Annotated in this window: 21 protein-coding genes and 1 tRNA gene; 11 read left to right on the top strand and 11 right to left on the bottom strand. The window is 57.8% G+C overall.

Annotated features, from left to right (window positions below; genetic code table 11):
- Positions 1-89 precede the first annotated feature (89 nt).
- Positions 90-176, bottom strand: a tRNA-Leu gene (locus tag AC2FIP_RS16000).
- 198 nt (positions 177-374) lie between these two features.
- Here AC2FIP_RS16000 and AC2FIP_RS15995 point away from each other — a divergent pair.
- The gene (locus AC2FIP_RS15995) at positions 375-1,358 is read left to right on the top strand and encodes a complex I NDUFA9 subunit family protein (RefSeq protein ID WP_496787188.1); all 984 of its coding nucleotides are present in this window, start codon (positions 375-377) and stop codon (positions 1,356-1,358) included.
- Here AC2FIP_RS15995 and AC2FIP_RS15990 read toward each other — a convergent pair whose 3' ends face one another.
- Complete coding sequence (locus AC2FIP_RS15990; RefSeq protein ID WP_142640289.1) at positions 1,359-2,162, bottom strand: undecaprenyl-diphosphate phosphatase; 804 nt, start codon at positions 2,160-2,162, stop codon at positions 1,359-1,361. It lies immediately after the preceding gene.
- 230 nt (positions 2,163-2,392) lie between these two features.
- Here AC2FIP_RS15990 and AC2FIP_RS15985 point away from each other — a divergent pair, with 230 nt between their 5' ends.
- The 8 genes from AC2FIP_RS15985 to AC2FIP_RS15950 all read left to right on the top strand — a co-directional run bounded on the left by AC2FIP_RS15985 (position 2,393) and on the right by AC2FIP_RS15950 (position 14,601).
- A complete protein-coding gene (locus AC2FIP_RS15985) occupies positions 2,393-3,826 on the top strand; it encodes an NAD(P)-dependent oxidoreductase (protein WP_496787187.1) in 1,434 nt (477 codons plus the stop codon).
- A 23-nt stretch (positions 3,827-3,849) separates the two neighbouring features.
- Complete coding sequence (locus tag AC2FIP_RS15980) at positions 3,850-4,284, top strand: GFA family protein (RefSeq protein WP_142640285.1); 435 nt, start codon at positions 3,850-3,852, stop codon at positions 4,282-4,284.
- Entirely contained in the window at positions 4,281-8,813 is a 4,533-nt protein-coding gene (gene gltB, locus AC2FIP_RS15975) for a glutamate synthase large subunit (protein ID WP_496787185.1), read from the top strand. Before AC2FIP_RS15980 ends, gltB begins: the two co-directional genes overlap by 4 nt.
- 184 nt (positions 8,814-8,997) lie before the next feature.
- Positions 8,998-9,912, top strand: a complete 915-nt coding sequence (locus AC2FIP_RS15970) for a Hint domain-containing protein (RefSeq protein ID WP_496707315.1) — start codon at positions 8,998-9,000, stop codon at positions 9,910-9,912.
- 39 nt (positions 9,913-9,951) lie between these two features.
- A complete protein-coding gene (gene mtgA, locus AC2FIP_RS15965; RefSeq protein ID WP_496787183.1) occupies positions 9,952-10,686 on the top strand; it encodes a monofunctional biosynthetic peptidoglycan transglycosylase in 735 nt (244 codons plus the stop codon).
- Between the two features lie 58 nt (positions 10,687-10,744).
- Positions 10,745-11,410: an FtsZ-binding protein FzlA gene (gene fzlA / locus AC2FIP_RS15960; protein WP_496707311.1), complete on the top strand. Its 666-nt coding sequence runs from the start codon at positions 10,745-10,747 to the stop codon at positions 11,408-11,410.
- A gap of 77 nt (positions 11,411-11,487) precedes the next feature.
- Complete coding sequence (queG, locus tag AC2FIP_RS15955) at positions 11,488-12,525, top strand: tRNA epoxyqueuosine(34) reductase QueG (protein ID WP_496787181.1); 1,038 nt, start codon at positions 11,488-11,490, stop codon at positions 12,523-12,525.
- Positions 12,526-12,597: 72 nt separating this feature from the next.
- Entirely contained in the window at positions 12,598-14,601 is a 2,004-nt protein-coding gene (locus AC2FIP_RS15950; protein WP_496787179.1) for a hydantoinase/oxoprolinase N-terminal domain-containing protein, read from the top strand.
- Between the two features lie 21 nt (positions 14,602-14,622).
- Here AC2FIP_RS15950 and msrA read toward each other — a convergent pair whose 3' ends face one another.
- From msrA to AC2FIP_RS15935, 3 genes are all read right to left on the bottom strand, one after another.
- Positions 14,623-15,132, bottom strand: a complete 510-nt coding sequence (gene msrA, locus AC2FIP_RS15945) for a peptide-methionine (S)-S-oxide reductase MsrA (RefSeq protein WP_496787178.1) — start codon at positions 15,130-15,132, stop codon at positions 14,623-14,625.
- The gene (gene msrB / locus AC2FIP_RS15940) at positions 15,129-15,578 is read right to left on the bottom strand and encodes a peptide-methionine (R)-S-oxide reductase MsrB (RefSeq protein ID WP_496699291.1); all 450 of its coding nucleotides are present in this window, start codon (positions 15,576-15,578) and stop codon (positions 15,129-15,131) included. The genes msrA and msrB overlap by 4 nt, the downstream gene beginning before the upstream one ends.
- A 93-nt stretch (positions 15,579-15,671) precedes the next feature.
- Positions 15,672-16,550 carry a DMT family transporter gene (locus AC2FIP_RS15935; RefSeq protein WP_496751090.1) on the bottom strand — a complete coding sequence of 293 codons (879 nt, stop codon included), beginning with the start codon at positions 16,548-16,550 and terminating at the stop codon, positions 15,672-15,674.
- A 139-nt stretch (positions 16,551-16,689) separates the two neighbouring features.
- On the opposite strand from AC2FIP_RS15935, the gene AC2FIP_RS15930 reads away from it, so the two are divergent.
- Entirely contained in the window at positions 16,690-17,886 is a 1,197-nt protein-coding gene (locus AC2FIP_RS15930; RefSeq protein ID WP_496699288.1) for a BCCT family transporter, read from the top strand.
- Between the two features lie 223 nt (positions 17,887-18,109).
- On the opposite strand, the gene dxs is transcribed toward AC2FIP_RS15930, so the two are convergent.
- The 6 genes from dxs to AC2FIP_RS15900 form a co-directional block, all read right to left on the bottom strand.
- Positions 18,110-20,038 carry a 1-deoxy-D-xylulose-5-phosphate synthase gene (gene dxs, locus AC2FIP_RS15925; protein WP_496787176.1) on the bottom strand — a complete coding sequence of 643 codons (1,929 nt, stop codon included), beginning with the start codon at positions 20,036-20,038 and terminating at the stop codon, positions 18,110-18,112.
- Between the two features lie 16 nt (positions 20,039-20,054).
- Complete coding sequence (locus tag AC2FIP_RS15920) at positions 20,055-20,921, bottom strand: polyprenyl synthetase family protein (protein ID WP_496787174.1); 867 nt, start codon at positions 20,919-20,921, stop codon at positions 20,055-20,057.
- The gene (locus AC2FIP_RS15915; RefSeq protein WP_142640258.1) at positions 20,922-21,164 is read right to left on the bottom strand and encodes an exodeoxyribonuclease VII small subunit; all 243 of its coding nucleotides are present in this window, start codon (positions 21,162-21,164) and stop codon (positions 20,922-20,924) included.
- On the bottom strand, positions 21,161-22,087 hold the full coding sequence (locus tag AC2FIP_RS15910) for a histone deacetylase family protein (RefSeq protein ID WP_496787172.1): 927 nt from the start codon (positions 22,085-22,087) through the stop codon (positions 21,161-21,163). Before AC2FIP_RS15910 ends, AC2FIP_RS15915 begins: the two co-directional genes overlap by 4 nt.
- Before the next feature lie 68 nt (positions 22,088-22,155).
- A complete protein-coding gene (locus AC2FIP_RS15905) occupies positions 22,156-22,857 on the bottom strand; it encodes a response regulator (protein ID WP_142640254.1) in 702 nt (233 codons plus the stop codon).
- Entirely contained in the window at positions 22,854-23,366 is a 513-nt protein-coding gene (locus tag AC2FIP_RS15900) for a MarR family winged helix-turn-helix transcriptional regulator (RefSeq protein WP_142640252.1), read from the bottom strand. Before AC2FIP_RS15900 ends, AC2FIP_RS15905 begins: the two co-directional genes overlap by 4 nt.
- A 160-nt stretch (positions 23,367-23,526) precedes the next feature.
- Here AC2FIP_RS15900 and AC2FIP_RS15895 point away from each other — a divergent pair, with 160 nt between their 5' ends.
- Entirely contained in the window at positions 23,527-24,393 is an 867-nt protein-coding gene (locus AC2FIP_RS15895; RefSeq protein ID WP_496787170.1) for a branched-chain amino acid aminotransferase, read from the top strand.
- Positions 24,394-24,837 lie beyond the last annotated feature (444 nt).

Raw genomic sequence — 24,837 nt, 5'->3', positions numbered from 1 at the left:
TTTAAACCTATTGCAGCGCTTAGGCGCAGGCAAGAAACGGAAAAGCGCACGAGCGCAATCGCTTGAAAAGTAGGGAGATGTTTGGAGTTTGGTGCCCAGGAGAGGACTCGAACCTCCACGTCCATACGGACACTAGCACCTGAAGCTAGCGCGTCTACCAATTCCGCCACCTGGGCAGGTGTCGTGGAGGGGCGTTTAAGCCTACTGGCGGAAGGCGTCAACCGGATTCGGAAAGTTTTTTGAAAGTTTTTTGACCACTGCTTTCAACCGTCTGTGCCGCGTTGCTTTTTCGTGGCTGCGCGGCGTTATTGCGCCTTGTTTGAAAGGGCATTGGGCGGTAGATCGGATCAGGACCCAATAGCAGGAGCCCTCAAATGTCCAAACTGGTCACGATTTATGGCGGATCCGGATTTGTCGGCCGATATATTGCGCGACGTCTGGCGAATGATGGCTGGCGCGTTCGGGTTGCGGTGCGCCGTCCGAACGAAGCGATGTTTGTTAGACCCTATGGTGCGGTGGGGCAGGTCGAACCTGTCCTGTGTAACATCCGCGATGACGCTTCGGTTGCTTTGGCGATGCGGGGGGCTGATGCGGTGGTCAACTGTGTTGGTGTGTTGAACGAGATTGGCCGGAATGAATTCGATACCGTTCAAACCGAAGGGGCTGAACGGGTTGCGCGTCTAGCAGCCGCTGAAGGTGTAACCCGTATGGTCCATATCTCGGCCATTGGTGCTGATGCCGAGGCGGGGAGCGAATATTCTCGTACCAAAGCGCGGGGCGAGGCCGGTGTTCTGGCGCATATGCCGGGTGCAATGATCCTGCGCCCTTCGGTGATTTTCGGAACCGAGGATCAGTTCTTCAACCGTTTCGCTGCGATGACCCGGATGGGGCCATTTCTGCCGTTGGTCGGGGCCCAGACGCAATTTCAGCCGGTCTATGTGGATGATGTCGCCAAGGCTGCGGTGCAGGGCGTGCTGGGGCAGGCCAGCGGGGGTGTCTACGAACTGGGCGGACCCGAAGTGAAAACCTTCCGTGCGTTGATGCTGCAGATGCTGGATGTGATCAACCGCCACCGGATTATCCTTGGGATTCCCTTTTGGGTGGCCCGGATCATGGCGGGAATGCTGGACATAATGAAATTTGCGAGCTTTCAGTTGTTTCCGAACAATATCCTGACGCGTGATCAACTCAAGAATCTGCGTCACGACAATGTTGCCTCAGATAGCGCGCTTGGCTTTGCCGATCTGGGGATCGAGCCGGCGACGCTGGAATCGGTCCTGCCGGATTATCTGTGGAAGTTCCGCCCCTCGGGTCAGTACGACGACATACAGAATTCGGCCAGCAATATGCGGACTTGATCAGCTGTAGGCGATGACCAGAAGGATTGCGCCCACTACTACGCGGTAGATCACGTATGGCGTAAAGCTGACGCTGCGCAACAGACGCATCATTAGCGACAAGGCAAGCAGCGCGGACAGAAACGCAAAGAACGCAGCAACAGCACTGTCGAACGCCAGTTGGGCATTTGCCTGGCGGATGACCTCTGTGGACAGCAATGCTCCGGATGCCAGAATCGTGGGTATGGACATCAACATCGCGATGCGTGCGCCGTCTTCGCGGCTGTATCCAAGCTGGCGCGCCCCGGTGATCGTGATTCCGGACCGGGATGTTCCGGGGATCAGTGCCAGAACTTGCCACAGGCCCATGATCATCGCATCGCGCAGGCCCCAGTCAGAGGTTTCTTTGCTTTGCGGCCCTTTCTGGTCCATCCAGTAGAGCAATATGCCGAACCCCAGCATCGTCCAGCCGATGACCGTCATTGAGCGCAGAGACTGGCTGAGCCCGGTTTTGAACAGGATCGCTCCGACAATGACGGTTGGGATCGTGGCCAGAATCAGCCCCAGAGCCAATCGGGCTTGTGGTGTATCGGTGCGCCCCAAAAGAGCCTGCGGCAGTCCGGAAATCGCCATTTTCACATCAGACCAGAAATACAGAATTACGGCGCCCAGAGTGCCCACATGCACAGCGACATCGATGGCCAACCCCTGATCGTCCATACCGGTCAGGCTGGGTAAAAGTATCAGATGACCCGAAGATGAGATCGGCAGAAATTCGGTAATTCCCTGAATGACTGCTGCAAGAATCAACTGAAAAAGACTCATTTACCTGCCCGTGCTGCCGCCACGTGTTCTTTGTGATCCCTGCGTATAAGCGCGGTAAGGAAAAGAAAAGGATGCAAATAGGTCCGAATCGGAACTAATATCCTGTATTTCTCACTGGTCATCGGTGGAATCCAGCAAAGTTTTTGAAAAAAGGTCAGCACACTTGACTTTTAATCCCCCTACGCATCTTTTAAAGAGGCGCGACCAAGCCAATTCATGGAGTCTGACCCGTGGCCAAGCAACCGATGCTGAAATTTGTGCAGATCGACCGAGTAATGCCGGAAAAACGGGCCGCAGATGCCCGTACGGAAGACTTTGACGAAATCTATGCCGAATTCGCTGCTGCCAAAGCTGAAGAACAGGCCAGCCGCTGCAGCCAATGCGGTGTGCCTTATTGTCAGTCGCATTGCCCGCTGCACAACAACATCCCCGACTGGCTGAACTTGACCGCAACGGGCCGTCTGGAAGAGGCCTATCACACCAGTCAGGCCACCAACACCTTCCCCGAGATTTGTGGGCGCATCTGCCCACAGGACCGCCTGTGCGAAGGGAATTGCGTGATCGAACAATCCGGGCACGGCACTGTTACCATTGGCTCGATCGAGAAATATATCACCGACACAGCCTGGGAAAAGGGATGGGTCAAGCCGGTCGTACCGGGTGCTGAGCGCCGCGAAAGCGTCGGCATCATCGGCGGCGGCCCTGGTGGACTGGCAGCGGCGGACATGCTGCGCCGTGCGGGTATTCAGGTCTCCGTGTATGATCGCCATGACCGGGCAGGCGGACTGCTGATGTATGGAATTCCGGGTTTTAAGCTGGAAAAAGACGTTGTTCAGCGCCGCAATGACCTGTTGGCTGATGGCGGGGTTGAGTTTGTTCTGAATTGCGACGTGGACGCCGCCAAATTCGCGGAAATCCGTTCCAAACATGATGCGATTATCATCGCAACCGGCGTTTACAAGTCGCGCGACCTGTCCATGCCTGGGAGCGGTTTGACGGGTATTGAAAAGGCCATCGACTTCCTGACAGCCTCGAACCGCAAAAGCTTTGGCGATGAGGTCGAAGATTTCGACAATGGCCGTTTGAATGCCGAAGGCAAAAAAGTTGTCGTGATCGGTGGCGGTGATACCGCGATGGATTGCGTGCGGACTTCGATCCGTCAGGGTGCGACCTCGGTCAAATGCCTGTATCGCCGCGACCGCGCGAACATGCCCGGATCGCAGCGCGAAACGCAGAATGCCGAGGAAGAAGGCGTCGTATTCGAATGGCTAAGCGCACCAAAGGGCTTTACCGGCGATGATCAGGTTTCCGGCGTTATGGTCCAGAAGATGCGTCTGGGTCAGCCCGATGCCACTGGTCGTCAGGCCCCCGAGTTGATCGAAGGCGCGGATTATGTCGAAGACGCTGATTTGGTGATCAAGGCGCTGGGGTTCGAGCCCGAAGACCTGCCCACACTGTTTGGCCAGCCTGACCTGCCCGTGACCCGCTGGGGCACTGTAAAAGCAGCATTCGAGACCGGCGAGACCGAGATGGACGGGGTCTATGCCATCGGTGACATCGTGCGCGGTGCCTCGCTGGTGGTCTGGGCGATCCGCGATGGGCGCGACTGCGCCGACGCGATCCTTGACCGTTTCAACAACGCGGCTGCGGTTGCAGCCGAATAAGCCCCGCGACAGGAGGGACAGAGATGCCCGAATTGCAAGGCCAATGTATGTGCGGCGCGGTCACAGTGACTGCCACCCCGGCGAAAGAGTCGTTGGGCGCGTGCCATTGCGACCAGTGTCGCCGCTGGACTAGCTCGATGCTGATAACGTTTCCCGCGCAAGAGGGGTATGCGGCCCTTGGGCCGGTTAAGACCTTTACGTCCTCGGACTGGGCGGAACGTGCATTTTGCGCCGATTGCGGATCGGCCCTGTGGTACCGGATTACGCTGCCGGGTGAAATGCACGGGCATACCCAAATGGCAGCAGGCCTGTTCGACGACACGGACAATCCGCTGCAACTGGAACTTTATATCGACAAAAAGCCTGACGGGTACGCGTTCGCAGGCGAGCGCCGGCAGATGACCAAAGCTGAGGTCGAAGCCATGTACGCCCTGCCGGAAGAAGGAGACAGCCAATGACCAAATATGATGCCGATTGGGTACGGGCCGAAGAAGCCAAACGTCAGTTCATGGCCGAAAACGGTCTCTATTCCGAGGAAGAAGAGCATTCGTCCTGCGGTGTGGGTCTTGTGGTCTCAGTCGATGGCAAGCCGTCACGCAAGGTTGTGGATGCTGGCATCGCCGCGCTCAAGGCGATCTGGCACCGCGGCGCGGTAGATGCGGATGGCAAAACCGGCGACGGCGCGGGTATCCATGTGCAGATCCCGGTTCCTTTCTTCTATGACCAGATCCGTCGCACCGGGCACGAGCCCAAATTAGATCAGCTGATCGCGGTTGGTCAGGTCTTTCTGCCCCGCACCGATTTCGGCGCGCAGGAACAGTGCCGGACCATCGTGGAATCCGAAGTGCTGCGCATGGGTTATTATATCTATGGCTGGCGCCACGTTCCGGTTGATGTCACCTGCCTCGGCGAAAAGGCCAACGCGACCCGGCCCGAGATTGAGCAGATCCTGATCTCGAATTCCAAAGGCGTGGACGAAGAGACATTCGAGCGTGAGCTTTATGTCATCCGTCGCCGCATTGAAAAGGCTGCAGCAGCGGCCGGGATTTCCGGGCTGTATCTGGCGTCACTGTCCTGCCGGTCAATCATCTACAAGGGCATGATGCTGGCCGAGCAGGTTGCGGTTTTCTACCCCGATCTAATGGATGAACGGTTCGAATCCGCCTTTGCCATCTATCACCAGCGCTATTCCACGAATACCTTCCCGCAATGGTGGCTCGCCCAGCCCTTCCGCATGTTGGCCCACAACGGTGAGATCAACACCCTCAGGGGCAACGTCAACTGGATGAAAAGCCATGAAATCCGCATGGCCAGCGGCACCTTTGGCGATTACGCTGAGGATATCAAACCGATCATCGCTGGTGGATCGTCGGATTCTGCCGCATTAGACTCTGTATTCGAAGTTCTTGTACGCGCAGGCCGCTCGGCCCCGATGGCGAAAACCATGCTGGTGCCCGAAAGCTGGTCCAAGCAGGCGGTGGAATTGCCGCAGGCCTGGCGCGACATGTATTCTTACTGCAACTCGGTGATGGAACCCTGGGATGGCCCTGCCGCGTTGGCCATGACCGATGGCCGCTGGGTCTGTGCCGGTCTTGACCGGAATGGATTGCGTCCGATGCGTTATGTGGTCACTGGAGATGGTCTTGTAATTGCAGGCTCCGAGGCCGGGATGGTCCCGATTGATGAGGCCAGCGTGACCGAAAAAGGCGCGTTGGGCCCGGGCCAAATGCTGGCCGTGGATATGAAAAAGGGCAAGCTGTATCGCGATACGCAGATCAAGAACAAGCTGGCCCGCGCACTGCCATTCGGCGATTGGGTCGGCAAGATCAACGATTTGGACGAGTCTCTGGCTGGAATCACCGAAGCACCGATCTATGCGGGCGAGGAGCTGCGCAAGCGTCAGATCGCCGCCGGATATTCGATCGAGGAACTGGAGCAGATTCTGGCGCCAATGGCCGAAGATGGCAAAGAGGCACTGGCTTCAATGGGCGATGACACGCCATCGGCTGTTCTGTCGAAACAGTACCGTCCGCTCAGCCATTTCTTCCGCCAGAACTTCAGCCAGGTGACCAATCCTCCCATCGACTCGTTGCGCGAATATCGTGTGATGTCGCTGAAAACCCGGTTCGGAAACCTGAAAAACGTGCTGGATGAAGACAGCAGCCAAACCGAAATTATCGTGCTGGAAAGCCCGTTTGTGGGCAATGCCCAATGGGAAGCACTGGCTGAAAACTTCAATGCTCCATTGGCAGAAATCGACTGTAGCTTTGAAGCCGGACAAGGGGCGCTGGGCGCAGCTTTGGCCCGTATTAGAGCCGAAGCCGAAGAGGCCGTGCGCTCGGGCGCGGGGCATTTGGTGTTGTCCGACATGAATTCGGGTCAGGGTCGCGTGGCGATGCCGATGATCCTGGCAACAAGCGCAGTGCATTCGCATCTGACCCGCAAAGGTCTGCGCACCTTCTGTTCGCTGAACGTGCGGTCGGCGGAATGCGTTGATCCGCATTACTTTGCCGTTCTGATCGGGTGCGGGGCCACTGTGGTCAACGCATATCTGGCCGAAGATTCTCTGGCCGATCGTATTGATCGCGGGTTGCTGGATGGCAGCCTGACCGAGAACGTCGCGCGGTACCGCGAGGCGATTGACCAGGGCTTGCTGAAAATCATGGCCAAGATGGGGATTTCGGTGATCTCATCCTATCGTGGCGGATTGAACTTTGAGGCCGTGGGCCTCAGCCGTGCCATGGTCGCCGAATTTTTTCCCGGTATGACCAGCCGGATTTCTGGAATCGGTGTTACGGGTATTCAATCCAAGGCCGAAGAGATCCATGCCAAGGGTTGGGAAAGCGGTCTGGACGTGCTGCCGATCGGTGGTTTCTATAAGGCCCGTAAATCAGGCGAGACCCATGCGTGGGAAGCGACTTCGATGCACATGCTGCAGATGGCCTGCAACAAGGCGTCTTACGAGCTGTGGAAGCAGTATTCGGCCAAGATGCAATCGAACCCGCCGATCCATCTGCGCGACCTGATGGATTTCAAACCGCTGAGCAAGCCGATCCCGATTGAAGAGGTGGAATCTATCACCTCGATCCGCAAACGGTTTGTGACGCCGGGCATGTCGCTGGGCGCGCTGTCGCCCGAGGCGCATAAAACGCTGAACGTGGCGATGAACCGGATTGGTGCCAAATCCGACTCGGGTGAAGGTGGCGAAGACCCGGCACATTTTGTGCCGGAACCCAATGGTGACAACCCATCGGCCAAGATCAAACAGGTAGCCTCGGGCCGGTTCGGTGTGACCGCAGAATACCTGAACCAGTGCGAAGAGCTGGAAATCAAGGTCGCCCAGGGTGCAAAACCCGGTGAAGGCGGTCAGTTGCCGGGCATGAAAGTCACCGACCTGATTGCGCGACTGCGCCACTCGACCAAGGGCGTAACGCTGATTTCGCCGCCGCCGCACCACGATATCTACTCGATCGAGGATCTGGCGCAGCTGATCTATGACCTGAAACAGATCAACCCGCGCTGCAAGGTTACCGTGAAACTGGTGGCGTCTTCGGGTGTTGGCACGATTGCTGCTGGTGTGGCCAAGGCCAAGGCGGATGTGATCCTGATCTCGGGCCACAATGGCGGTACAGGCGCTTCGCCCGCGACCAGCATCAAATACGCCGGTCTGCCGTGGGAGATGGGTCTGACCGAGGCGCATCAGGTTTTGGCGATGAACAACCTGCGGGATCGCGTGACCCTGCGAACCGATGGCGGCTTGCGTACCGGTCGTGACATCGTCATGGCCGCGATGATGGGGGCCGAGGAATACGGTATAGGCACCGCGGCACTGATCGCGATGGGCTGTATCATGGTGCGTCAGTGCCAGTCCAACACTTGCCCAGTTGGCGTGTGTACTCAGGACGAAAGCCTGCGCGCCAAATTCACCGGTAACGCGGATAAGGTCGTCAACCTGATCACCTTCTACGCGCAAGAAGTGCGCGAGCTGCTGGCCAACCTCGGTGCGCGGTCGATTGACGACATCATCGGTCGGGCCGATCTGCTGGCGCAGGTCAGCCGCGGTTCGGCGCATCTGGATGATCTGGACCTCAACCCGCTGCTGATCACCGTCGATGGTGCCCATAACATCGTCTATAATCGCGACAGAGACCGGAACGCGGTGCCCGATACGCTGGACGCGGAAATTGTGCGCGATGCGGCCCGGTTCCTGAAAGACGGCGAGAAAATGCAGCTGTCTTACGCGGTGCAAAACACGCACCGAACCGTTGGGACGCGGGTTTCCAGCCATATCGTGCAAAATTTCGGGATGCGGAACACGTTCCAGTCGGATCACCTGCACGTGAAGCTGCAGGGCTCTGCCGGTCAGTCGCTGGGGGCGTTTGCAGCGCCGGGACTCAAGCTTGAAGTTTCGGGTGATGCCAATGACTATGTCGGCAAGGGCTTGTCTGGTGGTATGATTGTTGTGCGTCCACCGCAGGTCAGCCCGCTGAAGGCGGATGACAACACCATCATTGGCAACACGGTTCTGTATGGGGCCACGGACGGGTATCTGTTTGCAGCAGGCCGCGCCGGAGAACGGTTCGCGGTGCGCAATTCAGGCGCCAAGGTGGTGATCGAAGGCTGCGGCTCGAACGGGTGCGAATACATGACCGGCGGGGTCGCCGTGATCCTGGGCAGTATCGGCGCCAATTTCGGAGCGGGCATGACAGGCGGCATGGCTTATCTGTACGACCCCGACGGCAAGGCGCAGGCGCTGATGAATATGGAAACGCTGGTGACATGCCCCGTGACCATTGGCCATTGGGAAGATCAGCTGAAATCGCTGATCGAAACCCATCAGGCCGAAACCATTAGCCGCAAGGCTGCGGATATCCTGCAGCACTGGGAGGTCGAGAAGGCGAACTTTATCCAGGTCTGCCCGAAAGAGATGCTGAACAAGCTCAGCCATCCGTTGGCGGTCGAGGCAACAGCGGTTCCTGCAGAGTAATCTGAGGACCAATGAAAATGGCAACCCCGCGTGTCTTTTAAACCACGTGGGGTTTTCTTTTATTGGTCCTAGGTGGTCGTTTGCTTGTCGAAACGGGCCCAATAAGCCTAGATTTCGTCACTTTTTGTTCGGAAGTTGCGGTTAGGCTGCTTTGCAGTCGTGCGAACGCGTAGGAGTCTGTTAGATGCCAACCACCTATCTTGATCAGTTTTATTCGTTTGACCCCGCGAATCCGCCACCGGGCGGTACATCGGTAGTTGTTGATAAATTCAACCTCACCGATGTGGATGACGATGGCGAGATCGACGCGCCCAGCGGGGATACCGTAAACGGCCAGGATGTTACTTCGTCGTGGCCGGGTGATGTTGTTACGATTAACGTGACAGGCGTTGGCAATGTCACCTATACCGGCACGACCTTCTATCTTGCTGACGGAACCCGTGTCTTTACACCAACAGACGGGCAGGTTCTGCAACCGGGCACGTTTGTCTCATCAACCTTTGTCAACACGCAGGGGCCGCTAGATGTTGGCAATCTTGGCCCGCCCTGTTTCACCCCCGGAACGCTGATTGAAACGCCTGATGGCCCGCGTCTTATCGAAGATCTGAAGCCCGGTGATATGGTCATCACATCGGACAACGGTGCGCAGCCGCTGCTTTGGGTGGGGCGGACCACGGTTGAGGCCGAAGGCAAGCTGGCGCCCATTCGGTTTGAGGCTGGCGTGCTGGGGCTGGAACAGCCTTTGATCGTGTCGCCACAGCACCGGATGCTGGTCTCGGACTGGCGGGCGCCGTATTTGTTCGGCCATTCCGAAGTGCTGATCGCAGCGCATTGCCTGGTCAACGGGGATTCTGTTACGCGTGTTGAGGGTGGTCAGATCGACTATATTCATCTTCTCTTTTCGCGCCATGAGATCGTCATTGCAAATGGGGCCAAAAGCGAAAGTTATTACCCTGGGCACGCGCTCTCTCAGTCTGACGCCGAGACAAAGGCTGAAGTTCTGGCCCTGTTTCCCGAATTGCAGACCCGCGATGCGGTCCTGCCAGAAACCGCCCGTCCCGTGATACGTCCGCGCGAGGCGCGCGCTTTGGCGATTTAATCCGTTCCAAACATCGTCGCCGCGTCGTATAGCAACAATATGGCAAAGAAAGCAGCGCGCAGATCGAGCAGTAAGAAAAGCAAAGCGTCGAAGGCAAAGAGCCAGACACAATCGCGGATTCGCCGCTGGGTGACCCGCGCGGTATTGGGTCTGGTTGCGTTTGTTTTGGCGCTTGTGGTGCTTTTTTCTGTGGTGAATCCCCCGGTAACCCATACGATCTGGTCTGAATGGCGGCGGCTGGGCAAGGTTCAGCGCGATTGGGTGCCGATTGAACAGATCTCGCCCGTCATGGCGCGATCCGTGGTGGCGGCAGAGGATGCCAATTTCTGCCTGCACTGGGGGTTTGATGTCGATGCCATTCGCGATGCTTTGGAGGAAGGCGGTACACGTGGCGCCTCAACCATCACGCAGCAAGTGGTGAAGAATGTGTTCCTGTGGCAGGGGCGCAGTTGGGTGCGTAAGGCGCTTGAGACATCTCTCACCCCCGTGGTCGAGATTTTCTGGAGCAAGCAGCGCATTCTCGAGGTCTATTTGAACGTGGCCGAGACTGGCGAAGGTGTGTTTGGCGTTGAGGCCGCAGCCCAGCGCAACTTCAATGTGACCGCGGCCCAGCTGTCGCCAGTTCAGGCCGCACGTATTGCCGCAATCCTGCCTTCTCCCAGAAACAGGTCCGTTCGGGATCCGTCGGTCCGCACACGCAGACGGGCTGCCTCGATCCTCGATGGGGCGGCCACCATTCGCGCAGATGGTCGCGCGGATTGCTTCGAGGATTGAAACCCAAGGCCCTGCAAGGCTAAAGCTTGAGTGTATTCACTGGTTCGATTGGAAGCCCATGGCGCGTTTGTTTCATGTTCCCTTGTCCCCCTTCTGCCGCAAGGTGCGCCTGTCACTGGCGGAAAAGAAGATTGAGGTTGAATTGGTCGAGGAGAAATACTGGGAGAAAGATCCCGATTTCCTGCGCCGCAACCCGGCCGGAAAAGTCCCGGTTCTGCGTCTGGACGGAAAGATCATGTCCGAAAGCAACGCTATTTGCGAATATATTGAGGAAACCCGGCCCGATCCTGCGCTGATGCCCAAAACGCCCGAGGCGCGATATGAAGTGCGCCGGTTGGTATCCTGGTTTGATGACAAGTTCCATCACGAGGTGACATCCAAACTGGTTTATGAGCGCGTGAACAAGAAAGTTACCGGTCAGGGCTATCCTGACAGCAAAAATGTCAAGCAAGGTGCCAAGGCCATCAAATATCATCTGGATTACATGGCCTGGTTGCTGGATCACCGCCGTTGGCTGGCCGGGGATCAGATGACATTGGCCGATTTTGCGGCTGCGGCGCATCTATCGGCGCTGGACTATATCTCGGACGTGGATTGGAATCGGTCTCAGGCAGTTAAAGACTGGTATGCCAAGATCAAATCCCGACCTGCTTTCCGGTCGATTCTGGCGGATCAGGTTCCTGGGTTCAGGCCGCCCACCCATTACGCAGATCTGGATTTCTGATAGGGTCACGTAAGGGGGGCAGTCTGCCCCCAATCGCGCCTTGAGACGCGATTTCCCCCAAAGGTATTTAGGGCCAGATGAAGAGCGGATCGGGTTTAAAGGGTAAGTTGGTGGCGCAGGCGCTGAGCGAGGGCTTTGTGTCTTGTCGCATTTGTCGCCCGTGGGATGTCCCCCTAGTGCCCGCCCGGCTGGAGGCGTTCCTGCAGGCCGAATATCACGGGCAAATGGGATGGATGGCCGAGCGGACCCATTGGCGAGGCGATCCGGCAGCGCTCTGGCCCGAGGCGAAATCGGTGATCATGTTGGCAGAAAGCTATGCGCCCGAACATGATCCAACCGAGATTCTGGACCACCCCGAGAAAGGGGCGATCTCGGTCTATGCGCAGAACAAGGACTATCACGACCTGGTCAAGAAGCGGCTCAAAAGGTTAGCCCGCTGGTTGATAGCCGAGGCTGGTGGCGAGGTGAAGGTCTTTGTCGATACCGCCCCGGTTCCGGAAAAGGCCTTGGGTCATGCTGCGGGGTTGGGATGGCAGGGTAAGCACACCAATCTAGTAAGTCGCGATTGGGGAAATTGGGCCTTTATAGGGTCTGTTTTTACAACTCTGGACCTACCTTCGGATCAAGCAGAGGTGGATCACTGTGGATCCTGCCGGGCCTGTTTGGCCGCCTGTCCGACAGACGCATTCCCGGCGCCTTATCAGTTGGACGCGCGGCGCTGCATTTCTTACCTGACAATCGAACACAAGGGGCCGGTTGATCAAGACCTGCGCGCGAAACTCGGCAATCGGATCTATGGTTGCGATGATTGCCTTGCCGCCTGCCCCTGGAACAAATTCGCAGTCAAGGCCAGTGACATGCGCTATGCAGCGCGTGAGGATCTGAAGGCTCCTCGGCTGGCGGAATTGGCTGGACTGGACGATCCGGAATTTCGAACGAAATTCTCGGGCTCTCCGATTAAGCGGATTGGACGGGACCGGTTTGTGCGAAATGTGCTGTACGCCATTGGCAACTCGGGCCTGCAGGGGTTGATACCGATTGCACAGGATTTGACAGAGGATCCGGATTCAGCCGTGGCAGATGCCGCGCGCTGGGCGGTCAAACAACTCTCCTAGGTGCCGCAAACAGGCTGGACGTGTCGGTGCAAACCGCTAAACCCAATCACAGCGAACAGGAAGGAGAACCCGATGGCGCTGGCTTTGGGGGTTGATACAGGCGGAACCTATACGGATGCGGTGCTGGTCCGGGATGAGACTGAGGTGATTGCTTCGGCCAAATCTCTGACAACACGAGCTGATCTGGCGAATGGCGTCGGCAAGGCGATTTCCGCGGTTCTGACGCAGGCTCAGGTGTCACCGGAGCAGATCTCAATGGCGTCGCTGTCAACGACATTGGCCACAAATGCGCTGGTCGAAGGGCAGGGTGGCCGGGTTGCTCTGATCTATATCGGGTTCAGGGAGAGTGATCTGGAAAAGCATGGTCTGCGGGATGCTTTGAAAGGGGATCCTGCTTTGGTTGTGGCGGGCGGTCACACGCATGCGGGAGCAGAAGCTGAGCCACTGGATATCCACGCGATTGAAGCCTTTTTAGACTCTAATTCAGGGGTTTCAGGTTTCGCGGTGGCCGGGCAGTTCGCCACCAGAAACCCGGCGCATGAACTTGAGGTCGCCCGCATTATTACTGATCGGACGGGTGCGCCGGTGACATGTTCGCACCATCTGTCGGCCAAGTTGAATGGTCCAAAACGTGCGGTGACAGCGGTGCTGAATGCACGGTTGATTGGCATGATCGACCGCTTGATCGGACGGGCACAGGATCAGCTTGTGACGCTAGGAATTTCAGCGCCAATGATGGTGGTTCGCGGCGACGGAGCGTTGATGAGCGCCGAACAGGCGCGGGATCGACCGATTGAAACGATTTTGAGCGGCCCTGCGGCCTCAATCGTCGGGGCGCGCTGGCTAACGGGAGCCGAGAACGCGCTGGTATCAGATATCGGTGGTACCACGACCGATGTCGCCTTGATCCGGGATGGCAAGCCCGCCATTGATCCCGAAGGTGCCAGGGTTGGCGGCTTTCGTACCATGGTGGAGGCCGTCGCAATGCGGACCCACGGGTTGGGCGGGGACAGTCAGGTACATGTTGTAACCGAAGGGCTGGGCGGCGGCATCTTCCTGGGACCGCGCCGTGTTTTGCCCGTATCTCTGATCGCGTCAGAAGCGCCCGACGAGGTTCACACGGCCTTGGATGCGCAGTTGCGGGCCCCAACTGTGGGTGAACATGACACCCGGTTCGCACGTCTGGTACCGGGTGTTCATGCCGAAGGTCTGGGGGCAAGGGAAACCGCCCTGGTGGATCGCTTGGGGCAGAAGGTCCTGCCGCTGTCTGATTTGCTTAAAACGCGGATGGAGACAGGCGCACTTACTCGTTTGGTGGATCGTGGAATCGTTCAGGTATCCGGCGTGACACCTTCGGATGCCAGCCACGTTCTGGGCCGTTTGGATGCCTGGGACGCAGAGGCTGCACGCAAAGCGCTGGAACTGGTGGCGCGAAAACGGATTGGCACCGGTGATATGCTGGCTGCAACACCGGATCTGTTGGCGCAGATGATCGTTGATCAGCTGACCGAACAGACCTCTTTGACCTTGTTAGAGACCGCTTTTTCAGAAGAAGCCGAGGATTTCGGCGTTCCGGCACCCGATCTGGCCCGGCATGTTTTGACGCGGAAAGGTCTGGCCGGGCATCGCGGTTTGGTGGCGCTGGACGCGGCACTGAATGTGGATGTGATCGGTCTTGGGGCGTCGGCCCCCAGCTATTACCCCGCAGTCGGGGAAAGATTGCGATGCCGCATGATTCTGCCGGAACACACGGGCGTGGCCAATGCGATTGGAGCTGTAGTTGGCAGGCTGACACTGCGCCGGGCCGGGACCGTCACGGCGCCATCCGAAGGGCGGTACAGGGTGCATCTTGAAGACGGGCCTCAGGACTTTAGCGATTCTGACGAGGCGATGGCGCTGCTGGAATCCATCCTGAGGGCTGAAGCGGAAGGAGAAGTGCGCGGAGCCGGTGCAGAGGATATCCGAGTGATCGTCGACCGGGATATCCGCACCGCCCGTATCGAAGCGCAGGAGGTCTTTGTTGAGGCAATGATCACCGTCGAGGCCAGTGGACGGCCGCGGGTGGCGTCGGACTAGCCCCTGATCCGGGGCTAATCCTTACTCGGCCGCGTCGCGTTTGGGCAGAACCCAATCCGGGCGCGGGAAATGGCAGGTATAGCCGTTCGGGATGCGTTCAAGATAATCCTGATGCTCGGACTCAGCCTCCCAGAAATCGCCAACGGGTTCCAGCTCGGTCACGACTTTGCCGGGCCAGATGCCGCTGGCATTCACATCGGCAATGGTGTCCAGCGCGACCTGTTTCTGGGCGTCATCGACATAATAAATGACCGAGCGATAGCTCATCCCCATGTCGTTCCCTTGCCGGTTCACCGTAGTCGGGTCATGGATCTGAAAGAAAAACTCAAGCAGATCGCGATAGGTGGTCACAGTAGGATCGTAAAAAATCTCGATCCCCTCGGCATGGGTGCCGTGGTTGCGATAAGTGGCGTTGGGCACGTCTCCACCTGTATATCCGACGCGAGTGCGGGACACGCCCGGGCGTTTGCGGATCAGATCCTGCATGCCCCAAAAGCAGCCCCCGGCAAGAACGGCGCGGTGTTCGGTCATTCGATCTCCTCCACATGAATCAGGAATTCGCCATAGCCTTCGGCTTCCATCTGATCGCGATGGACGAACCGTAATGAGGCTGAGTTGATACAGTATCGCAGCCCGCCATGTTCGCGGGGGCCGTCGGGAAATACATGCCCCAAATGGCTATCGCCATGTTTCGAGCGAACTTCGGTCCGGATCATACCCAGCGAGGCATCGTGAACCTCTTCAACATGCTCATGTACGATCGGCTTGGTGAAACTGGGCCAGCCGCAGCCGGATTCGTACTTGTGCGCCGAGGCGAACAAAGGCTCGCCCGAGACGATATCCACGTAGATGCCGGGTTCTTTGTTATTCAGCAGTTTGCCAGTTCCGGGCCGTTCGGTGCCGCTGTTTTGCGTGACGTGGTATTCCTCGGGCGACAATGCGGCGACGGCCTCAGGGGATTTGGTGTAACGGGTCATTGCTCCTCCGGACTTCTGGTGGTTCGCATAATAGATGGGCATTATTGGCGGAAAGCAAAGGGCGTTCTGCCGGGCTCGCGCAGTTGTGCAAGGTCAGACTGGTTTTCTGCCGGGTTGGCGAGACAGTTGCACCGCCAGAATGCCCAGTGTTGTGATAAGAACCCCGACCGCATCCAGCGGCCCCAGTTTTTCGCCCAACAAGATCGCGGCGATGGTGACACCAAAGACCGGGTTGAGAAAGTGAAACGTGGCCGCCCGGGTTGCGCCGATCCGATCCAGCAGCAGGAACCAGATGAACGTGGCCAGAAGGCCGGGAAACAGAGTTGTATAGGTGAAGGCCAGGACCAGCGGCACCGTCAAGTGGATATGAATCGTTTCGAATACCGGTGCTGCAACAAACAGAATGGCTGATCCGACCAGCATCTGTAAGCCAACCACCATCATGAAATTCCCGCCCGATGTCGCCCCACGCACTGCGAGCGTGGCAAATGTCAGCGCAAGCGCTCCAATGCCACAAAGCATGACGCCGAACAGATCAACGCCGTCGCCGATCCGACTGCTCATGATCAGAGCAACACCGGCGAACCCGGCACACAGGCCTACAATTCCAACTGGCCGTAATCTGTCGCCCATAAACAGCCAACTGGCCAAGGCAACCAGCAATGGCATGGTCGAGGCGATGATGGCGGCAACAGAGGCCTCGATTGTTTGCATCGCATAGAAGTTTAGGCCCAAATAAAGGGCATTTTGACATATCCCGAACAGGATGGTGGCATACCATTGTGACCGCGTCAGCCGCCAGCTTTGGCCCATCGCCCGTGCAATCACGACGCCAATCAAACCCGAGATCAGAAACCGCAGAGCCAGGGAAAACAACGGCGATGCGTCCGCGACGATGATCCGGGCCGAGGTGAAGGCCGAAGACCAGATAAACGCAAATGTCAGCCCCATGGCCATTGCGCGAAAATCCATCGCGACCCCCTGTTCAGATTTTCGCGCACTGTTGACCGAATAAGCGCGCACCGCAAGCAGTGCTGTTTTTATTGATTGATCAGCCAATAAACTATAACAGCGTCATGAACTGACATTAATGGGAGGATTGTCGGTGCTATTGGAGTACATACTATCATTTGGCGTCTTGCTGGCGTTGGGCCTTGTTGCCTTCTTTGTGGTGAAGTGGTGGAATCTGCGGATCGTCGGCGTAACGCCGGTTCATCTGTTCACCTTCATCGCGATTCTGTTCACATCCGGGTTGGATGTCGGCCTGATCATGTTTCCGCTGACCGAATTCGGCGGCTATGCCGAAGATCCTGCCTATGCGTTTGCCAACCCACTGGCGATCGAATTCGGGTTCTGGGGCTTTCTGATCTGGGCGTTCTACTTTCTGACCGCGTTCTATTTCTGTGTCATCGAGCCGCGCGTGAAGTTCTTTGAAATCCCGCTGGTCAAGCTGATCAACAATGTGGTCATCATCGGCACCTGCGCTTTCACCGCCAGCCTGTTCCTGATCTACCTGCCCGGCTACCTGCCCGAGGTCGGAGACGGCGAGTCGGTGGTCACCACCTTCTATGTCATCGTGTTTGTCGTCATTCTGGCAGCGGCCTATTCTTCGACCGACCTGAAATACGTGCGTATCCTGTCGGTGGGCTCGACCTTTTTGTTCCTGGCACTGATCCTGGGCATGTGGGTTGCTGCGGGCATGGGCGTGAATGGCTTTGTGGAAACCGGAAGCAATGTTGGTGCCTATTTCACCAACCTGCACAAGTTTGTCCTGCCGCTGACAGATTATCACGCCTTCTACCTGTTCTGGTGGTTTGCCTGGTCGATCATGATCGGCCAGTTCACATCTCGCTTTGTAGGTGGGCTGAAGACCTGGCAGCTACTGGCTGCTCTGCTGATCTTTCCGTCGATACCTTTGGCGATCTGGTTCACCGTTCTCTACTATTACCACCTGAACGGCATCAGCACTGCAGGCATCACCAACATTGCGATGGTGATTGTGGGCGTGACCTTCGTGATCAACTCACTGGATTCGTTGATCAGGCTCTATACGGACAACCTGAACATGACAGTCGCCCGCTTTGGTAAAGCGATCTATGTGGCGGGCAATGTTGTGCTGCTGTTCGTCCTGACCTTGCTGTTCCAAAGCCAGTGGTTGCAGATCCAGTGGATCGGTGCAGTTGTTGTCGGCCTCTATCTGGCCTGTGTGGTTTATATCCTGATCACCAAGCGCAAAGAGGTGCTGAGCATCAATGGGATGCCCGAAGACCGTGATCTGGATTTCCACAAGGTCGAGACGGTTCACTGATCAACATCGAGAAAAAGCTAATACGGGCGCCTCGGTGCCCGTATTTTTTTGGCCGCGACTGTGTAAGCAATGCGGAAAGGGTCAAAAAGGCCAAACAAAGCGACACGTGTGAAATCACAAACTTGCAATATCTTTTACTTATGTTGGCTTAGTTCAATCTTCACTCACTGAAGAGCTATCTTGAGGCACGCTCTTCCTTGGAGTTGATAACCTTAATGGTCCCTCAGGCGCGTTTTTCACCAATCGTGGCCACACCCAGAACAGACAGGACCTTGGCCTCGATCTGTTCGGCATTCATACCGGCAACCGCATACATATCCGCCGGGTTTGCCTGATCAATGAAGATATCCGGCAACACCATCGAGCGGTATTTAAGGCCCTGATCAAACACACCCTCATCGGCCAGTAGCTGCGCCACATGGCTGCCGAAACCGCCAATCGCACCCTCTTCGATGGTGATCAGCGCCTCATGATCGGAGGCCAGATCCAGGATCAGGTCGCGGTCCAGCGGTTTGGCGAAACGTGCATCGGCTATGGTAGGGGTTATGCCGCGCGCCGATAGGGCCTCGGCGGCTTTTTGTACTTCGGCCAAGCGCGTACCGAAAGACAGCAATGCCACGCGCGCGCCCTTCTGAATTATCCGGCCTTTGCCGATTTCAAGCACTACACCACGCTCGGGCAGGTCCACGCCCACGCCTTCACCGCGGGGATAGCGGAAGGCGATCGGGCCTTCGTCGTGGGCGACGGCGGTGGCCACCATATGCATCAGCTCGGCCTCATCTGCGGCGGCCATCACGACCATGCCCGGTAGGTTGGCCAGATAGGCAATGTCAAACGATCCGGCATGGGTCGCCCCATCAGCGCCCACCAGACCAGCGCGGTCGATGGCAAATCGCACGGGCAGGCGCTGAATGGCCACATCATGTACGACCTGATCATAGCCGCGCTGCAGGAAGGTCGAATACATGGTGCAGAACGGCTTCATCCCGCCCGCAGCCAAAGCCGCCGAGAACGTCACACCATGCTGTTCCGCAATCGCTACATCGAAACAACGTGACGGGTAGCGTTCGGCAAACAGGTTCAACCCGGTTCCATCGGGCATGGCGGCGGTGACGGCGACGATCTTGTCGTCCCGCGCGGCTTCTTCCACCAGCGTCTTGCCAAAAACCGAAGTATAGGACGGTGCGTTTGACGGCGCCTTCTTTTGCTCACCCGTCACAACATCGAATTTCGCGGTCGCGTGACCCTTGTCACGGGCCTGCTCGGCGGGGGCATAGCCCTTGCCCTTTTTTGTCAGCACATGGATCAGGATCGGGCCGGTAGCCCGCGTCTTGACCGTGCGCAGCACCGGCAACAGCTGATCCATGTCGTGTCCGTCAATCGGGCCGAGATAGGAAAAGCCCAGTTCTTCGAATAAAGTACCGCCTACGGCCATGCCTTTGAGCATTTCCTTGGCGCGTTTGGCGCCTTCGCGGAACGGTTCCGGCAACAAGGACACTGCGCCCTTGGCGGCGGCCTTCAGATCGTGGAACGGTTCTTCGGCATAAATGCGCGACAGATAACTGGACAGGGCGCCAACCGGCGGTGCGATGCTCATCTCATTGTCGTTGAGGATAACGATCAGGCGCTTTTTCAGGTGGCCTGCGTTGTTCATCGCCTCAAAGGCCATGCCCGCCGACATAGATCCATCGCCGATCACCGCAATCGCATCGCCCAGACCTTCGGGCGTCACGCCACCCAGATCGCGCGCCACGGCAAAGCCAAGGGCCGCACTGATCGAGGTGCTGGAATGCGCCGCGCCAAACGGGTCATAGGGGCTTTCGCTGCGCTTGGTGAACCCGCTCAACCCGCCGGGTTGGCGCAGGGTACGGATCCGGTCGCGCCGCCCGGTCAGGATTTTATGCGGATAGCACTGGTGCCCGACATCCCAGATGATTTTGTCACGCGGCGTATCGAATACCGCATGCAGCGCAGTGGTCAGTTCCACCACGCCCAGACCCGCACCCAGATGCCCGCCGGTGACCGACACGGCCGAGATCGTCTCGGCCCGTAATTCCTGCGCCACCTGATGCAGCTGCGCGTCCGAAAACTGCCGCAGGTCGGCCGGGCGGTTCACAAGATCCAGCAGAGGAGTGTTCGGGCGGTCAGACATATGGCGCGTTCCTGGCTTAGCTGTCCCGGGCAATAACGAAGCGGGCGGCGTCCTTCAAGGTTTCAGCCGACGCGCCATAGCCTTCCAACGCGGCGCAGGCCTTTTCCACCAGCTCCGCGGCACGGGTTCTGGCGGCGTCGAGGCCCAGCAGAGACACAAACGTGGCCTTTCCCGCCTCGGCATCCTTCTGAAGGCGCTTGCCCGCAATTTCGGCGTTACCCTCTATATCCAAGATGTCATCTGCGATTTGAAAAGCAAGACCAAGGGATTGGGCATATTGGCGCAAGGGCGCAAGATCAGCTTGGGCCAGACGCGCGCCGGCGCATGCAGACCACTCGATCAGTGCTCCGGTTTTTCCTGCCTGCAAATGGGTGATTTCTTCCAGCGTCAACGGAGAGTCTGCCGATTCCGCCGCGATATCCAGCGCCTGGCCCAGCACCATGCCCTGCGCTCCGCTTGCCTGCGCCAGAGACAGGGCCAATTCCGCGCGAATTTCGGCGGGGCCAATTTCGGGACGGGTGCAAAGTTCGAATGCCAGCGTCTGCAACGCGTCGCCTGCCAGAACCGCGATGCCCTCATCCCATTTCACATGAACTGTCGGGCGCCCGCGACGCAAATCGTCGTTATCCATGCAGGGCAGGTCATCATGCACCAGAGAATAGGCGTGCAATGCCTCGATCCCCGTGGCAGGCCAGATCGCACGCGCTGTTTCCACATCATGCAGCCGCGCGCTTTCCAGCACCAAAAACCCGCGCAGACCTTTGCCGCCTTGCGTGGCATAGGCCATCGCCTGTGTCACATCCAGATCGTCCAGCGCGCCCAGAACCAGATCAAAATGGCCCTGAATCAGCGTTGCATCCTGCGCCAGTCTTTCGCGAAACATTTACTGACCTTCGACAACCGTCGTCCCGGTCGGTTGACCATCGGCGTCCAAGGTGATCGCGGCCACTTTTTCCTCGGCCCGCTTCAGTTCATCCTCGCAGCGTTTCTTCAGCGCTGCACCCCGTTCATACAAGGCGATGGACTGGTCCAGCGCCACATCTCCACGCTCCAGCTGGCCGACAACGGCCTCAAGCTCTTTCATAGCCTGTTCGAATGTCATCTGGTCAACGGGTGTATCTGTCATCGGGCTGCCTTCATCAACTCTTCCACATGGGCACGTGTGGCCTCGGCCAAGGCTTTCAGATCATACCCGCCTTCCAAAGTCGAGACGATACGTCCCGCGCAATGCTCATCGGCAATCTTGCACAATTCGGCAGTGATCCAGGCGAAATCTTCGGTGGCCCAGTTCAGATTGGCCAGCGGATCATCCTGATGGGCGTCAAACCCGGCAGAGATTATGATCAGCTCGGGTTTGAAGGCGCGCAGTCGCGGGAAAGCCAATGTTTCGTAGGCGGCGCGCATCTCGGCGCCGCCAGTTCCGGGGGACAGTGGAATATTCAGGACGTTTTCAAAGGCGCCGGTCTCGTCGGCGCGGCCTGATCCCGGCCACAAGGGCATCTGTTGGCTGGTGATCACCAACGCGCGCGGCTCATCCCACAGCAAATCCTGCGTGCCATTGCCGTGATGCACATCGAAATCCACCACAGCGACGCGGCGCAGACCGTGATGATCCAACGCGTGTTTCACCCCCAATGCGGCGTTGCCGAACAGGCAAAACCCCATGGCGGTTTCATTCTCGGCGTGATGGCCGGGGGGGCGAATGGCACAGAACGCATTTGTGGCTTCTCCGCCCAGCACTAAATCCACGGCTTTCACCACAGCCCCTGCAGCCCTAAAGGCCGCATCTACAGATCCCGGCGACATGAATGTATCGCCGTCCACCTGCCGGAATCCCTCTGTCGGGCGGCTTTTGCGGATGTCGCGAATATGGCTTTCGGGGTGAATACGCAGCAGGTCATCATCGGCTGCAAGCGGCGCGGTCACACGATCCAGGTCCAGCCTATCCAGCGCATGAAGGATATGTTCCAGTCGCGCGACTTGTTCCGGATGCCCCTCGGGTGTCACGTGCCCAAGACAATCCGCATGGGTCAAAAGGGCAGTTTTCATCACAATCCCCTGTTCATCTGGTCAAAATACCTTCGCCGAAGGCAAAGAACCGCCACGCAGCGGCTCAATCAATCCGGTGCCAGCATGTACCCGGCCCCGCGCACGGTCTGCAGGTACCGGGGTTGTTTCGGGTCTTGCTCGATCTTGCGTCTCAGCCGTGTGATCTGCACATCCACGGCACGCTCCTGCGCCTGACCCTTATCACGGCCCAGATCCTCGACCAGCTTGGCGCGACTGATAGGGGCGCCGGGTTGGGCCGAGAAGATCTTCATCAGCTGGCTTTCCGTTGCGGTTAGGCGGACCGTTTCTTCGCCCCGCCACATCTCACCGCGCTCAACATCATAGCGGATCGGGCCGAGATGCAGAATCTTGGTTGCGGCATCCTGTGCCGGGGTTTCCGGCATCCGGCGCAGGATCGCATTGATCCGCAACAAAAGCTCTTTGGGCTCGAACGGTTTGGCCAGATAATCATCGGCCCCCGCCTCAAGCCCGGCGATACGGTGTTCGGTTTCGCCCCGCGCCGTCAGCAACAGGATCGGGGTGGTGTGGGTCTCGCGCAGGGCTCTGGTCAGGCTGACACCATCTTCGCCGGGCATCATCACATCCAGAACGATCATGTCGAAATCCAGCCCCGACAGCACCCGACGTGCATGGGCCGCATCCCGCGCCGCGGTCACCAGAAACCCGTTTCGCATCAGGAATTTCTTGAGCAGATCGCGAATACGCTCGTCATCGTCAACGATCAACAGATGGGCGTCCATATCACTCATGAGGTCGTATCCCGCAATTTGGTATAGGCATGACGCATATCAGCATCCATCATTGCTTCAAGCACTTTGCGAAACCCAGACACCGCTTCTGGGCCTGCGTCCTTATAGGCCGCGCGCATCCGCACGCGCTGGGCCTCGGACAGCCTGGTTTCAAGTGCCCTCCCGGCTTCGGTCAGAAACAAGTGCCGTTCGCGCTTGTCCACTGTACCGACCCTGCTTTCGACCAACCCATCGTCAATCAATGTCCGAAGGACCCGGTTCAGAGACTGTTTTGTCACTCCTAGAATAGCAAGCAGGTTATTGACGGTCGTCCCCGGCGCGCGATTTATAAAGTGGATAGCACGGTGGTGTGCCCGCCCATAGGCCAGCTGTGTCAGAATGCGATCCGGGTCCGCCGTGAACCCGCGATAGGCGAAAAACATCGCCTCGATCCCCTGCCGCAGCTGTTCATCCGTAAGAAACAACAGGCTTTCTCCGCCAAAGGCCTGGGCGGGGCGGGTATCTGACATATTCTGCCTCATTCGTTACACAGGTCCGAGTTTATGTCAGCGTTGTTGACATTCCAAGAGCGGACAGGTATCGAATCGCAGTTTTTGCGCAACTTTATGTCCACTTCGGACCTATATTGCGCAATAATCGGAATATTCAACCCAAGCAGGGAGGTTTCGCATGGCGGGGTATGATGATCGTGACGGTGTCATCTGGATGGATGGAGAACTTGTGCCCTGGCGCGAGGCGAATGTCCACATTCTGAGCCATGCGATGCACTATGCGTCTTCGGTCTTTGAGGGCGAGCGGGCCTATAACGGCAAAATTTTCAAAAGCCGGGAGCATTCTGAACGGCTGGTCGCCTCGGCCGAGGCGCTGGACATGCCGATGCCCTATACGATCGACCAGATCGAAGCGGCAAAGGAAGACGCGCTGAAGGCAAGTGGCTTGCAGGACGCCTATGTCCGTGCGCTGGTCTGGCGTGGTTCGGGCGAGGATATGGGCGTGGCCTCGGCCAAGAACCCGGTCCGCATGGCCGTAGCGGTCTGGCCCTGGGGTGCCTATTATGGCGACGCCAAGATGCAGGGCGCCAAGCTGGATATCGCGGAATGGAAGCGGCCAAGCCCTGAAACCATCCCGGTCCATGCCAAGGCGGCCGGGCTGTACATGATATGCACCATTTCCAAGCATAAGGCCGAGGCCAAGGGCTGCTCGGATGCGCTGTTCATGGACTGGCGTGGTTATGTTGCCGAGGCGACCGGGGCGAACGTCTTCTTTGTGAAGGACGGCGAAGTTCATACCCCGTTGGCCGATTGCTTTTTGAACGGGATCACCCGCCAGACAGTGATCCAGATGCTAAAAGACAAAGGTATCAAGGTGCATGAGCGTCGCATCAAACCCGAAGAGATGGCCGATTTTGAACAATGCTGGCTGACCGGTACTGCGGCTGAGGTCACGCCTGTGGGCCAGATCGGCGACTATACGTTCGAGGTCGGTGACCTCACCCGCGAAATCGCCGCAGATTACGAAAAACTGGTGCGGGCATAACCCGCAACCAAATTGAAACCCCGCCTTGGCGGGGTTATTTGCTTTTGGGCAACCGTCAGCTGCTACGGTTAGGTGTGTGAGTGCGTAAACTACCTTACAATGACCGAATTGAGCCCATCCTGTGAATTCGGTTTTCTCGCTGCTTGCGCTCGCAGCACGTAAGTCGCCACGGCCGCATCATTCTCAGCGCCGCTGCGCGGTGTGAAAACCGGCCATTCAAGCATGCCGCTGCGAGATTTACTTCCCAGATTTACAGGTTGCGGACAAATCTGCCCTTCACTTGTTTGGTTTCAATGATCCCTCGCAACCAAACGCGGACATGTCCGATCCGCAGATTGGACAGGAAGCAACTATGGCTGCCCAGGCAAACAAACGTTGGGCATGCGACGAAGTGGGTTTTTGTGCGCAGGCGCATTCTGCGCGGTTGCACCTGAACCGACACCG

It is taken from the genome of Ruegeria sp. CDSB114, from assembly GCF_059611025.1.
This window is presented reverse-complemented; position numbering and strand designations above follow the sequence as displayed.